The organism is Streptomyces sp. NPDC002309 (genome assembly GCF_053593375.1).
This window is the reverse complement of the sequence record NZ_JBSFCI010000047.1, coordinates 13,928-27,745: the sequence shown is the minus strand read 5'-3', so window position 1 is coordinate 27,745 and position 13,818 is coordinate 13,928. Positions and strand designations below refer to the sequence as shown.

The window sequence follows — 13,818 nt, the reverse complement described above, 5'->3', positions numbered from 1 at the left end:
TACGGATCAGGCCAGATCCCGGGGCGCCGGCCCACTTCTGGGTGGAAGAGACCTCCGGCAGCGACGACGCTGACCTGACCGTTCGCCGTATGTACTGCCGGAGGCGCAGTGGATGTTTCCGTGACCCTTTGGGTCCTGACCATCGTGGGACTTGCCGCGCTCATCGCGGTCGACTTCTTCATCGGCCGCAAGCCCCACGACGTATCGATCAAGGAAGCCGGGATCTGGACCGCGGTCTGGATCACCCTGGCCGGACTGTTCGGCCTCGGCCTGCTCGTCTTCGGCGGCGGCCAGCCCGCGGGTGAGTTCTTCGCCGGCTTCATCACCGAGAAGTCGCTGAGTGTCGACAACCTCTTCGTCTTCGTTCTGATCATGGCGAAGTTCGCCGTGCCCTCGCAGTACCAGCAGCGGGTGCTCCTCGTCGGCGTACTCATCGCCCTGGTGCTGCGTACGATCTTCATCGCCGCGGGTGCCGCGATCATCGCCAGCTTCTCGTGGGTGTTCTACCTCTTCGGCGCCTTCCTCATCTGGACCGCCTGGAAGCTGATCCAGGAGGCCCGGGCCGACGCGGAGGACGAGGAGTACGAGGAGAACAAGCTCCTGAAGGCCGCAGAGCGCCGCTTCGGCGTGGCCGACAGCTACCACGGCACCAAGCTGTGGATCCAGCAGAACGGCAAGCGGGTCATGACCCCGATGCTGGTCGTGATGCTGGCCATCGGCACCACGGACGTCCTGTTCGCCCTCGACTCCATCCCGGCGATCTTCGGCCTCACGCAGGACCCGTACATCGTCTTCACCGCGAACGCCTTCGCGCTGATGGGCCTCAGGCAGCTGTACTTCCTGATCGGCGGCCTGCTGAGGAAGCTCGTCCACCTCTCGTACGGCCTGTCGATCATCCTCGGCTTCATCGGCGTCAAGCTGGTGCTGCACGCGCTGCACGAGTCCGGGGTCCATGTCCCCGAGATCAGCATCCCCGTCTCGCTCGGCGTGATCTGCTCCGTACTGATCGCCACCACGATCACCAGCCTGATGGCCTCGCGCAAGCAGGCGCAGGCCGAGGCGCCAGAGAGCGGCGAAGACGCGTCGAAGGACAGCGTCGACGTCTGACCGCGCCAGGCGCGTGACGACAAGCACCGGGAGCGGTGCCCGGCGAACCGCCGGGCACCGCTCCCTTCCGTCTCGGCCGCGACTCCCACAACAAGGCCACGGCGACCCCCGCGACGAGGCTGGACGATGACGTACCGCCGTCACCCGACCGCCGCGTCATCTTGCTCCCGGCCGGCATGCGGGGTCCGAACCGGTCTGGGACGATCACCGCATGATCGCTCGGCTCACGTCACTCGCCCGTGGGTGGACTGCCCTGGTGCCGGTGCTCGCGGCGGTCCTCCTGATCCTCACCTGGGGCCGGGACGTGCCGGGCGGGGCCGTCGCGCTGATGACCGTCGTGCTCGCGGGCGCGGTCCTGGCCGCCGTGCACCACGCCGAAGTGGTCGCCCACCGCGTCGGCGAACCCTTCGGCTCCCTCATCCTCGCCGTCGCCGTCACGGTCATCGAGGTCGCGCTGATCGTCGCACTCATGGTGGACGGCGGCGACAAGAGCGCCTCCCTGGCACGGGACACGGTCTTCGCCGCGGTGATGATCACCTGCAACGGCATCGTCGGCCTGAGCCTCCTCGCGGCCTCCCTGCGCCACCGCACAGCCGTCTTCAACCCCGAGGGCACCGGCGCCGCCCTCGCGACGGTCGCCACGCTGGCCACGCTGAGCCTCGTGCTGCCGACGTTCACGACGAGCGAGCCCGGCCCGCGGTTCTCGGGCGTGCAGCTCACCTTCGCCGCGGTCTCCTCACTGATCCTGTACGGCCTGTTCGTGGCGACCCAGACCGTCAGACACCGGGACTACTTCCTGCCCATCACCCACCAGGGCGAGGTGATCACCGTGGACGACCATGCCGCGACGCCGTCCAGCGGCAGGGCCTGGACCGGCCTCGGACTGCTGCTGCTCGCGCTGGTCGGGGTGGTCGGCCTGGCGAAGGGTGTGTCACCGACGATCGAGTCGGGAGTGGCGGCCGCCGGGATGGACCACGCCGTCGTCGGTGTGATCATCGCGCTGCTGGTGCTGCTCCCCGAGACCATCGCCGCGTTGCGTGCCGCGCGGCGCGACCGGGTGCAGACCAGTCTCAACCTCGCGCTCGGGTCCGCCATGGCCAGCATCGGCCTGACGATCCCCGCCGTGGCCCTGGCCTCCATCTGGCTCTCCGGACCCCTCGTCCTCGGCCTCGGCGCCACACACATGGTGCTGCTCGCGCTGACCGTCGTGGTCGCCTCCCTGACGGTGGTGCCGGGCCGGGCCACCCCGTTGCAGGGAGGCGTCCACCTCGTGATCCTGGCCGCCTATCTGGAACTGGCGGTCAACCCGTAGGGCGGTTTCCCGGGGCGCTCGCCCTGGCCGGCGCGGGTGGCCCGTGCGGTCAGCCCGCGGCCGCCTCCGCCCCCGCCTCCGTCCCCGTCCTGGCCCGGCGCGCCGCCGTCGGGCGTGTCTCCGGGAGCAGCGCGAAACAGGCCAGGCTGAGCAGCGCGATGCCGGTCAGATAGGCGCCGACGCCCCACGGCACCCGACCGCCCTGTTCGGCCAGCGCTGTCGCCGCGACGGGGGTGAGCGCGCCGCCCAGGACGCCGCCGAGGTTGTAGCCGACGGCGGCACCCGTGCAGCGCACCCGGGGCTCGTACAGCTCCGGCAGATACGCGGCGATCACCCCGAACATCGTGACGAACGCGAGCAGCGCCACCAGGAATCCGAGGAAGATCAGCAGCGGGTCGCCGGTCGCGAGCAGCGCGACCATCGGGAACATCCACAGGACGGCCGCCGTACACCCGATCAGACACAGAGGCCGCCGCCCGTGGCGGTCGCCGAGCACCGCCGCCAGCGGCGTGAGCGCGCCCTTCAGCACGACGGCGGCCATGATGCAGGTCAGCATGACGGTACGGCTCACCCCGAGCCGCTCCGTCGCGTACGCCAGCGACCAGGTGGTCACGGCGTAGAAGATCGCGTAGCCCACGGCGAGCGCCCCGGCGGTCAGCAGCACCAGCCGCCAGTGCTCGCGCACGACCTCGGCCAGCGGCACGCGCGCGTGGTCGTCGATCTGCAGGAAGCCGGGGCTCTCGGTGAGCGACGAGCGCAGCCACAGCCCCACCAGTGCCAGCACCCCGGCGGCCCAGAACGGCACCCGCCACCCCCAGGCGGCGAACTGCGCGTCGGTCAGGGTCGCCGACAGCGTCAGCACCGCACCGTTCGCCAGCAGGAAGCCCACCGGCGGCCCCATCTGCGGAAAGCTCGACCACAGCCCACGCCGCTCGGCAGGCGCGTGCTCGGCCGTCAGCAGCACCGCCCCGCCCCACTCGCCGCCGAGCCCGAGCCCCTGCACGAAACGCAGGACGAGCAGCAGCAGGGGAGCGGCCACACCGATCGAGCCGTACGTCGGTACGCAGCCGACGGCGACCGTCGACACCCCGGTGATCAGCAGCGAGCCGACCAGGACCGGCCGCCGTCCGTGCCGGTCCCCGATGTGCCCGAAGAGCACGGAGCCCAGCGGCCGTGCCACGAAACCCACGCCGAAGGTGGCGAAGGCGGCGAGCGTCCCCGCCAGAGGCGAGAACGTCGGGAAGAACAGTGGACCGAGGACCAGAGCCGCCGCGGTCCCGTAGACGAAGAAGTCGTAGAACTCGATGGCCGTCCCGGCGAGCGAGGCGGCGGCGAGCCGCAGCATGGAAGGTGCCCTTACGGAGCGTACGTCTTGCATGCCGCGTCAACTACCCACGGTGACGACCGGTTACGGGGGCGCGCGGGGGCACGGGCCGCGCCTCAGTAGGTGACCGTGATGCGCCGTGCGGGGCCGTCGACCCGGATCAGACCTCCGTAGGGGATGACGAGTTGCGGGTCCGTGTGGCCGAGGTCCACATCGAAGACGACCAGGGTGTCAGGGGCGTACACCCGCAGCGCGCGCAGTACGGCCTCGCGCTGCTCGGCCGCGTAACGCGCCCCCTCCTCCGGAGTGTTGGGGCGATCGAAGGACCATGTCCTGGGGCGGCCCATGAGCAGCGCGGGGAAACGCCGCAGCAGACCGCGCTCGCCCATGTTCCTGAGGGTGCGGAAGACCTCCTCGGCGCTCGGCATGTCCTCCGAGGTCTCCAGGAACAGCACCCCGCCGTCGTACTCCGCCAGGTCGGGCGCGATCTCGCGTTCGGCCATCAGCAGCCAGCCGACGATCTCGAGGCAGCCGCCCCAGCCGCGGCCCTCCACCACGCGACCGGAGTTGACCCAGGTCCAGCCCTCGCCCGGGCGGGTCGGGGGTTCGGTGTCGAAGGTGGCGGGGTCGGCCCAGTCGCGGTTGACGTCGTTCCAGCGCTCGGCGGGCCGCAGTTCGTACGGGCCGGACGTGAACAGCGCCGCGCGGAGCGACTCGGTCGTCCAGGGATGCATGGCGCCGGGACGGCCCAACTCGCACATCACCGACGCCCCGTGATAGCCGACCACCCCGCAGTTGCGCAGGAAGGCCAGCAGATTGGTGTTGTCACTCATCCCGAAGAACGGCTTCGGGTTCGCCCGGATCAACTCCCGGTCCAGGAAGGGCAGCACGGTGATCTGGTCATCGCCGCCGATCGAGGCGATCACCGCCCTGATGTCCGGGTCGGCGAACGCGGCATGGATGTCGTCGGCCCGCTCCTGGGGCGTCGATCCCATCTTGCGGGTCGCCGGGTACTCCACCGGTTCGAGGCCGTACTCGGCGCGCAGCCGCTCCAGCCCCAGCTCGTAGGGGCGCGGGAAGAGGCCCGGCAGTCCCGAGGAGGGCGATATCACGGCGATCCGGTCGCCGGGCGACGGCTTGGGAGGGTAAGCGGGTGCGGTCATGCGGGGAGGCTACGAGGGACCCCGCTGTCGGCGCACCGTGATAAACCGGGTCCGAGCGGCGGTTCTCGCGGGCCGCCCGACCTCGACCGGACCGGAGGAACCGTGCCCCGCACCCTGGCCAACGCCCCGATCATGATCCTCAACGGGCCCAACCTGAACCTTCTCGGGCAACGCCAGCCGGAGATCTACGGCTCCGACACCCTCGCCGACGTCGAGACGCTGTGCGTCAAGGCGGCGGCCGCGCACGGCGGCACGGTGGACTTCCGGCAGTCCAACCACGAGGGCGAACTGGTCGACTGGATCCACGAGGCGCGGCTGCACCACTGCGGGATCGTCATCAACCCCGGCGCATACTCGCACACGTCCGTCGCCCTCCTCGACGCGCTCAACACCTGCGACGGCATGCCGGTGTTGGAGGTCCACATCTCCAACATCCACCAGCGGGAGTCGTTCCGGCACCACTCGTACGTCTCGCTGCGCGCGGACGGGGTCATCGCGGGGTGCGGTGTCCAGGGGTACGTGTTCGGCGTGGAGCGGGTCGCGGCGCTGGCCGGGGCGGCACAGGCGGACACGTAGTCCCCGCGGGCGCCGCCCGGAGCGGGGAGTCGCCCGGGCCGCCGGCCGAGGGCGGGGATCGAGGGACCGGCGGCCCGATACCGCGCGGAAGCCGTCGTCCCGCGCGGGGCTGCCACCAGTTGACCGCGCCGCGACGCGCCAGGGGAGCGCGCGCGAGGGGCCGGCGTGTGCAGAGGATTCACACGGGGCGCGCGTTGCGCTGCTCACGCCCCGGCGAAACCGACGGGGGTACCTCGTTGCCCGGGTTCACCACCCGCGCGCGTGCCACTCCGGCAGCTGCGGCCGCTCCGCGCCGAGCGTGGTGTCGTCACCGTGCCCCGGATAGACCCACGTCTCGTCCGGAAGCACGTCGAAGATCTTCGTCTCGACATCGTGGATGAGACTTGCGAACGCCATCGGGTCCTTGCGGGTGTTGCCCACGCCGCCGGGGAAGAGGCAGTCGCCGGTGAAGACGTGCGGGTGTCCGTGCGGGTCGTCGTAGACCAGGGCGATCGAGCCCGGGGTGTGCCCGACGAGATGGCGGGCGGTCAGTTCCACGCGTCCCACCCGGACGATGTCGCCGTCGTCGACCAGGACGTCGGTCGGCACCGGGATGCCGTCGGCGTCGTCGCGGCCCGCGTGGGTGCGGGCGCCGGTGGCCGCGACGACCTCCGCGAGTGCCTGCCAGTGGTCGCCGTGCTGGTGCGTGGTGACGACGGACGCGATGCCGTCGTCACCGATCGTGCCGAGCAGCATGTGCGCGTCGGCGGCGGCGTCGATCAGCAACTGCTCGTCGGTGGCCCGGCAGCGCAGCAGATAGGCGTTGTTGTTCATCGGGCCCACCGCGATCTTGGTGATCATCAGGTCCTTGAGCTCGTGCACGTCCGCCGGGCCGCCGACCGTCACCTGTCCGCTGTACGTCATGCCGTCAGTCTAGGGCGGCGGACGTACGGCGAGCAGGGCATCGGCGTTCTCAGAGCGGGGGCAGCGAGGGCAGCCGGCCCCCCTCGACGGTCAGCCCGGAGCCGTCCCGTCGTCCGGCGAGCCAGCCCACCAGGTCGGCCGGGGGTCCCGTGACGGTGACCTCGGCCCCGCCCGCCGCCCGGTCCGTGTCCGCCCGGCGGCCGGTGCTCCACGCGCGCGTGCCGTCCGTCAGCCGGGTGGGCGCCACGTCGGGGTGGCCGGTGAACCGTCGGGTGAGGAAGTCGATCTCCCGGTCCGTGAACTCCTGCGGCAGGTCCTCCAACTCGTAACCGATGCCGAGGTCGACATGGTGCAGTTCGACCTCGACCCAGCGCCGGAACGGCACCCGCGACGCGGAGTCGGTCACGCCGTTGCGCAGCTCGACCGTGCGGGACCAGTCGGCCGGCGCCTCGGCCACCTCCTGGAGGAGGGCGGCGCTCTCCCGGACGTCGGCGAGCTGGGCGTCCAGGGGGCGCGGGGCGTCCCGCTCGATGTCGGCGTCCCGGGCCTCCGCCGAGGCGTACATGGGGCGGCCGTGGAGCACGTTGACGATGGCGTCCGCGTTGCGGGCGAGGTGGGCGAGCACGTGGCCGCGGCTCCAGCCGGGGAGCCGTGACGGTTCGGTCACAGCGGCGTTGTCCAGCTTGGCCGCTGCGGTGAGCAGCCGTTCCGTCGCGTCCCGTACAGAGGCCAGGTCACGCTCGTGATCAGTCATGACGCCGACCCTAGCCTCGTCACTCCTTCGGGTGAAGGTGGTGAAGCCCGGCCATAAATCGAATGCACGTGCTATAAGGTCGGCGGTGGCGTCGGGCATGCTGGAGAGCCGGGGATTGTTATGGACTCCGGGGTTCCGACCGGCGTTGTCAGTGGCTCCCCCTAGTCTGAGAAAGCAGCGGGGGTCTCGCCCCTGTCACTTCTTCCATGAAAGGTGCGGACCGGCGTGGCCGACCGTCTCATCGTCCGTGGCGCGCGCGAGCACAACCTGAAGAACGTCTCGCTCGATCTGCCTCGCGACTCGCTCATCGTCTTCACGGGCCTGTCGGGTTCGGGCAAGTCGTCCCTGGCCTTCGACACCATCTTCGCCGAGGGCCAGCGCCGCTACGTGGAGTCGCTCTCCTCGTACGCCCGCCAGTTCCTGGGCCAGATGGACAAGCCGGACGTCGACTTCATCGAGGGTCTGTCCCCGGCGGTCTCCATCGACCAGAAGTCGACCTCGCGCAACCCGCGCTCGACGGTCGGCACCATCACCGAGGTCTACGACTACCTGCGCCTGCTCTTCGCGCGCATCGGCAAGCCGCACTGCCCGGAGTGCGGCCGCCCGATCGCCCGCCAGTCGCCGCAGGCCATCGTCGACAAGGTCCTGGAGCTGCCGGAGGGGAGCCGCTTCCAGGTGCTCTCCCCGCTGGTGCGCGAGCGCAAGGGCGAGTTCGTCGACCTCTTCGCCGACCTCCAGACCAAGGGGTACAGCCGCGCGCGGGTGGACGGGGAGACGATCCAGCTCTCCAGCCCGCCCACGCTGAAGAAGCAGGAGAAGCACACCATCGAGGTGGTCATCGACCGCCTCACGGTGAAGGACTCCGCAAAGCGCCGACTGACCGACTCCGTCGAGACCGCGCTCGGCCTGTCCGGCGGCATGGTCGTGCTCGACTTCGTCGACCTCCCCGAGGACGACCCCGAGCGTGAGCGCATGTACTCGGAGCACCTGTACTGCGCTTACGACGACCTCTCCTTCGAGGAGCTGGAGCCGCGCTCCTTCTCCTTCAACTCGCCCTTCGGCGCCTGCCCCGAGTGCACCGGCATCGGCACGCGCATGGAGGTCGACGCGGAGCTGATCGTCCCGGACGAGGACAAGTCCCTCGACGAGGGCGCGATCCACCCCTGGTCGCACGGCCACACCAAGGACTACTTCAGCCGCCTCATCGGCGCCCTCGCGGACGCTCTGGGCTTCCGGACGGACATTCCCTTCGCGGGTCTGCCGCAGCGCGCGAAGAAGGCGCTGCTGTACGGCCACAAGACCCAGATCGAGGTCCGCTACCGCAACCGGTACGGCCGCGAGCGCGTCTACACCACGCCCTTCGAGGGCGCGGTCCCCTTCGTCAAGCGCCGCCACAGCGAGGCCGAGTCCGACGCCGGCCGTGAGCGTTTCGAGGGCTATATGCGCGAGGTGCACTGCCCGACCTGTGAGGGCACGCGCCTCAAGCCGATCGTCCTCGCGGTCACGATCATGGGGAAGTCGATCGCCGAGGTCTCCGCGATGTCGATCAGCGACTGCGCGGAGTTCCTGGGCGAGCTGAAGCTCACCGCCCGCGACAAGAAGATCGCCGAGCGTGTGCTGAAGGAGGTCAACGAGCGGCTGCGCTTCCTGGTCGACGTCGGCCTGGACTACCTCTCGTTGAACCGTGCGGCGGGCACCCTGTCCGGGGGCGAGGCCCAGCGCATCCGCCTGGCCACCCAGATCGGCTCCGGCCTCGTCGGCGTGCTCTACGTCCTCGACGAGCCGTCCATCGGTCTGCACCAGAGGGACAACCACCGGCTGATCGAGACCCTGGTCCGGCTGCGCGACATGGGCAACACGCTCATCGTCGTCGAGCACGACGAGGACACCATCAAGGTCGCCGACTGGGTCGTCGACATCGGCCCCGGCGCGGGCGAGCACGGCGGCAAGGTCGTGCACAGCGGCTCCCTGAAGGAGCTGCTGGCCAACGAGGAGTCGCAGACCGGTCAGTACCTCTCCGGCAAGAAGGCCATCCCGCTGCCGGACATCCGCCGGCCCCTCGACCCCACCCGCCGGCTCACCGTGCGCGGCGCCCGGGAGAACAACCTCCAGGACATCGACGTGTCCTTCCCCCTGGGCGTCTTCACGGCGGTCACGGGCGTGTCCGGCTCCGGCAAGTCGACGCTGGTCAACGACATCCTGTACACGCACCTGGCCCGCGAGCTGAACGGCGCGAGGAACGTGCCCGGCCGGCACACGCGCGTGGACGGCGACGACCTCGTCGACAAGGTCGTCCACGTCGACCAGTCGCCCATCGGCCGCACTCCGCGGTCCAACCCGGCGACGTACACCGGTGTCTTCGACCACGTCCGCAAGCTGTTCGCCGAGACCACCGAGGCGAAGGTCCGCGGCTACCTGCCCGGTCGCTTCTCCTTCAACGTCAAGGGCGGCCGCTGCGAGAACTGCGCGGGCGACGGCACGATCAAGATCGAGATGAACTTCCTCCCGGACGTGTACGTCCCGTGCGAGGTCTGCCACGGTGCCCGGTACAACCGGGAGACCCTGGAGGTCCACTACAAGGGCAAGTCCATCGCCGAGGTCCTCAACATGCCGATCGAGGAGGCCCTCGACTTCTTCGAGGCCGTCCCCGCCATCGCCCGCCACCTCAGGACGCTGCACGACGTGGGCCTCGGCTATGTCCGGCTCGGCCAGTCGGCGACCACCCTCTCCGGCGGTGAGGCCCAGCGTGTGAAGCTCGCCAGCGAGCTCCAGAAGCGCTCGACCGGCCGCACGGTCTACGTCCTCGACGAGCCGACCACCGGTCTGCACTTCGAGGACATCAGCAAGCTCCTCAAGGTGCTGTCCGGACTGGTCGACAAGGGCAACACGGTGATCGTCATCGAGCACAACCTCGATGTGATCAAGACGGCCGACTGGCTGGTCGACATGGGTCCCGAGGGTGGCGCCGGAGGTGGCCTCGTCGTCGCCGAGGGCACTCCGGAGGAGGTCGCCGCGGTGTCCACGAGCCACACCGGCAAGTTCCTGCGGGAGGTCCTCGGCGCCGACCGGATCAGCGACGCCAGCGCGGTGAAGGCTCCGCGCAAGGCCGCGGCCAGGAAGACGGTGGCGGCGCAGGCGCAGGCGCCGGCCAAGAGGACCGCCACGGCCAGGGCGGTCGGTGATCCGTCGGCGAAGAAGGCGGCAGGGAAGGCGCCCGCGAAGAAGACGACGCGGGCCCGGAAGGCCTGAGCACGGCACACGGAGGGGCGGTGACCGCGGGAGTGCCCGCCGGGCGCCGCCCCTTCGCCGTGCGGGTGGGGTGCCGTTGCGTCGCCGTGCGGGTGGGGTGCCACCCCTTCGCTGTGCCGTCGGGACGGTCGCGTCGCTGTGCGGGTCGGGTGCCGTCGCCTCGCTGTGCGGGTCGGGCGACGCCCCTTCGCCGTGCGGATGGGATCACCTGCGCTGCGCTGCGCTGTGCTGTGCGGGTCGGGCGACGCCCCCTTCCGCCGTGCCGGCAGGCACCGTTCCTGCGCCATCGCGTGGTCAGGCACCGTTCCTGCGCCATCCCGCGGTCAGGCACCGCCCCTTCGCCGTGCCGGTCAAGCACCGCTCCCTCGCGTGCCGGTCGAGCTCTGCTCCTGTGCCGGCAGGTGCCTCACAGCGGTCCCAGTTCCGAGGCGTACGGCGGTTCGGCGCCCGCCCGTGAGCAGGTGATCGCGGCGGCTCGGGCCGCGAAGCGCAGAAGCCGGGTCCAGGCGTCGGCGTCGAGGCCGGCGAGGCCCTCGCGGGACAGGGCCTTCCCGGCGGACAGGCCGTGCAGCAGGGCCGCGTTCACCGTGTCGCCGGCGCCGATCGTGTCCACCACGTCGACCCGCTCACCAGGCACGGAGTGCTCCCCGCCGTCCCGGGTGAAGACGGTCATCCCGTCATCGCCCCGGGTGACCACCACCGCTGAGGGCCCCGCCGCGAGCCACTCGCGGGGCGTGCCGCCCAGCCAGCGCGCGTCGTCCTCGGAGAGCTTGAGCAGGGTCACCGAGGGCAGCCAGCCGAGGAACCGCGCCCGGTAGGCGTCCGCGTCGGGAATCAGCCCGGCCCTGATGTTGGGGTCGAGCGCGGTGAACACGCCCCGCGCGGCCGCGGTGCGCATCAGTTCCGCATAGGTGCTCGCTCCCGGTTCCAGGACCAGCGAACAGGTGCCGAAGGACACCGCACGGGTGGCGGCGGGCAGGCCGTCCGGGGCGGCGAACAGCCGGTCGGCGGTGCCGTCGACGTAGAAGGAGTAGGCGGCCGAGCCGTTCCCGTCGATCGTCGCGACGGCCAGGGTGGTCGGCTCCGGGCCGCGCTGCACCGCCGAGACGTCCACGCCGGCCTCGCGCAGTCCGTCGAGCAGGGCCTCGCCGAAGGCGTCACGGGAGGTGCGCGAGCAGAAGGCCGTGGTGGAGCCCAGCCGGCCGAGGGCCACGGCCGTGTTGTAGGGGCCGCCGCCGAGGGCGGGCCGGAGGTCCGCCAGAGCGCCTGTGCCCTGCGGTACCAGGTCGATCAGGGCCTCACCGGCGACGACGATCACGAGTCGGGTCCTTTCTCGGGGCAGCCGCAGGACGTGCGGTGGACGAGGGTGCAGGGGAGCCGCACGGTCCGGGCGGGCCGGTCCGGCGCGGCGAGGCGTTCGAGCAGGATGCGCACGGCCTGGGCGCCGAGTTCCTTGCCGGGCTGGGCGATCGCGGTGAGCCGGGGGGAGAACAGGTCCGCCCAGGCGAAGTCGTCGAAGCAGCACAGCGCGATGTCGGCCGGTACGGACAGCCCCCGGGCGCGCAGCGCGCGCAGCGCGCCGATGGTCATGGCGTTGTTGGCGGTGACGAGGGCGGTGGGCGGCGCTGCGAGGGAGAGCAGCGCGGCGGTGGCCCGCTCACCGGCCGCCGACTCGGAGTCGCCGTGCACGACCAGCCGCTCGTCGTGCGGAAGCCCGGCGGCGGCGAGGCCGTGCCGGTACCCGGTGATCCGCTCCGCGGTCGTACTCAGTCCGCGCCGCCCGGCGACCAGGCCGATGCGGCGGTGTCCCAGCTCCGCGAGATGCGTGACCATGCCGGCCACCGGCTCCGAGCCCTGCGCGCAGATCTGGTCGAAGCGTGGTGTGCCGTCGGCCGGGCCGTCCACCACGCGGTCCAGCAGCACGGTGGGCACCTGATGCCGGTGCAGGTAGGAGAGCAGTTCGCGGGGGGAGGGGGACGGTGCGACGATCAGGCCGTCCACGCGCCGCTCGTGCAGCAGCTGGACGACCTTGCGCTCGTGCTCCGGATCGTCGTGCGGGTCGGCGATGAGAAGGCCGTAGCCCTGCCCGACGGCGGCCTCCTCCACGCCCTGGAGGATCTCGGTGAAGTACGGGTTGCTGACGGCCGACACCGCGAGCCCGATGGAGCGGGTGCGGGAGGTCACCAGGGAGCGTGCCAGGGTGTTCGGGGTGTAGCCGAGCTCGTCGACGGCGTCCAGGACTGCCTGGCGGGTCCCCGGGAGCACCGGCCGGGTGCCGTTGAGCACGTGGGAGACCGTCGCCACGGAGACTCCGGCGCGCCGCGCCACGTCCGCCATCGTCGCCATGCGGGTCCCTCCGGCCGTTCCCGTCCTGGCGGGGACCGTATCCCATCCCATGGCGGGCGTAAACGCTTGCGCAAGCGTTTACGCCCGCAGGTCCCACTCCCACCCGATCCCCACGATCCCCGCCCGCACCCGCGGCTCCACGAGGTGTACGGAGTGGTGCCGGCCGGTCAGCGGCAGGTCCTGGTGGCCGCTGCGCGGAGCAGCCGCCGAGTGCTGGGCGAACCGGTGGCAGTGCACCGGCAGGGCGCCGGCGTCGAACCGCACCTGCAGGGCGTACTGCCCGCCGGCGGGCCCGAAGGCACGCAGGTACTCGCGGGACTCGCCCGCCGTGCCGTCCTCGACGGCGTAGCGGAAGAGGAAGGTGTCACCGGCCCGCAGCCGGGTGTCGAAGAGCAGCTCCGCGACGAGGACCCCGGTCTCCCGCTCCCAACGGACCTGCCCGGTACGGCAGTTCTCCAGGGCGTGCACGCGCGTCCGCTCCGGGGCGCACCCGGGGTCGCCGTGGTGGACGGCCACGAAGCGGTCGACGCCGTCCTGGTGCGCGCGCACGATGTGGTGCGACTCGCGCCCCAGCAGCTCGCGGCGCGCCCCGATCCGCACCTGTTCGTGGTGCCCGAGCATGTGCAGCCCGCCGTCGAGCGGCGCGTCCAGCTCGGTGAGCAGCCGTTCCAGGACACCCGAGGCCTCGACGAGGGACCGGTAGGAACGGCCCTCCGGGCGGTGCGCGGACCCGCGCTCGTCGCTCGGCTCGGCGAGCAGTCTGATCAGCGACTCCTCCGGGAGCTGGAGGATCTCCTCCAGGGCCCGGACGGCCCGCAGCGACTCGGGGCGCTGCGGGCGGCGGGCGCCCTGCTGCCAGTAACTCAGGCTCGTGACGCCGACTTTCACGCCGTACCGCGTGAGATGGTGCTGCACCCGCTGCAGCGGCAGTCCGCGGGCGGCTATCGCGGCGCGCAGCGCGACGTGGAACGGGCCGCCGCTCAGCGCTGTGTCCAGTTCCCGGCCCGGTTCGTCGTGCAGGTCGGTGTCCAGGTCCGCGGGGACGACGTCCGCGTGCGGTGTGGCGTGCGGCATGCAGGGGCCT

11 protein-coding genes are annotated in these 13,818 nt (G+C 71.4%); 4 read left to right on the top strand and 7 right to left on the bottom strand.

From position 1 onward, the window contains the following. Nucleotides 1-108: 108 nt before the first annotated feature. Entirely contained in the window at nucleotides 109-1,107 is a 999-nt protein-coding gene (locus ACWCPM_RS29810; RefSeq protein WP_450979362.1) for a TerC/Alx family metal homeostasis membrane protein, read from the top strand. Nucleotides 1,108-1,318: 211 nt separating this feature from the next. After that, on the top strand, nucleotides 1,319-2,419 hold the full coding sequence (locus ACWCPM_RS29805; RefSeq protein WP_450979361.1) for a calcium:proton antiporter: 1,101 nt from the start codon (nucleotides 1,319-1,321) through the stop codon (nucleotides 2,417-2,419). Between the two features lie 49 nt (nucleotides 2,420-2,468). Here the strand turns inward: ACWCPM_RS29805 and ACWCPM_RS29800 are convergent, their stop codons facing one another. Further along, entirely contained in the window at nucleotides 2,469-3,764 is a 1,296-nt protein-coding gene (locus ACWCPM_RS29800) for an MFS transporter (RefSeq protein WP_450979360.1), read from the bottom strand. A gap of 95 nt (nucleotides 3,765-3,859) precedes the next feature. After that, nucleotides 3,860-4,906 (bottom strand): S66 family peptidase, encoded by a 1,047-nt coding sequence (locus ACWCPM_RS29795; RefSeq protein WP_450979359.1) that lies wholly within the window; start codon nucleotides 4,904-4,906, stop codon nucleotides 3,860-3,862. Nucleotides 4,907-5,008: 102 nt separating this feature from the next. Here ACWCPM_RS29795 and aroQ point away from each other — a divergent pair, with 102 nt between their 5' ends. Continuing rightward, complete coding sequence (aroQ, locus tag ACWCPM_RS29790) at nucleotides 5,009-5,482, top strand: type II 3-dehydroquinate dehydratase (protein WP_450979358.1); 474 nt, start codon at nucleotides 5,009-5,011, stop codon at nucleotides 5,480-5,482. Between the two features lie 246 nt (nucleotides 5,483-5,728). Here the strand turns inward: aroQ and ACWCPM_RS29785 are convergent, their stop codons facing one another. Both ACWCPM_RS29785 and ACWCPM_RS29780 read right to left on the bottom strand, forming a co-directional pair. After that, complete coding sequence (locus ACWCPM_RS29785) at nucleotides 5,729-6,385, bottom strand: MBL fold metallo-hydrolase (protein WP_450979357.1); 657 nt, start codon at nucleotides 6,383-6,385, stop codon at nucleotides 5,729-5,731. Nucleotides 6,386-6,434: 49 nt separating this feature from the next. Beyond that, on the bottom strand, nucleotides 6,435-7,139 hold the full coding sequence (locus ACWCPM_RS29780) for a maleylpyruvate isomerase family mycothiol-dependent enzyme (protein WP_450979356.1): 705 nt from the start codon (nucleotides 7,137-7,139) through the stop codon (nucleotides 6,435-6,437). Nucleotides 7,140-7,364: 225 nt separating this feature from the next. Between ACWCPM_RS29780 and uvrA the strand changes: the two genes are divergently transcribed. After that, on the top strand, nucleotides 7,365-10,388 hold the full coding sequence (uvrA, locus tag ACWCPM_RS29775) for an excinuclease ABC subunit UvrA (protein WP_450979355.1): 3,024 nt from the start codon (nucleotides 7,365-7,367) through the stop codon (nucleotides 10,386-10,388). A gap of 406 nt (nucleotides 10,389-10,794) precedes the next feature. Here the strand turns inward: uvrA and ACWCPM_RS29770 are convergent, their stop codons facing one another. The 3 genes from ACWCPM_RS29770 to ACWCPM_RS29760 form a co-directional block, all read right to left on the bottom strand. After that, entirely contained in the window at nucleotides 10,795-11,706 is a 912-nt protein-coding gene (locus ACWCPM_RS29770; RefSeq protein WP_450979354.1) for a carbohydrate kinase family protein, read from the bottom strand. After that, entirely contained in the window at nucleotides 11,703-12,734 is a 1,032-nt protein-coding gene (locus tag ACWCPM_RS29765; protein WP_450979353.1) for a LacI family DNA-binding transcriptional regulator, read from the bottom strand. The genes ACWCPM_RS29770 and ACWCPM_RS29765 overlap by 4 nt, the downstream gene beginning before the upstream one ends. Nucleotides 12,735-12,812: 78 nt before the next feature. Then, nucleotides 12,813-13,808: a hypothetical protein gene (locus ACWCPM_RS29760; protein WP_450979352.1), complete on the bottom strand. Its 996-nt coding sequence runs from the start codon at nucleotides 13,806-13,808 to the stop codon at nucleotides 12,813-12,815. Nucleotides 13,809-13,818 lie beyond the last annotated feature (10 nt).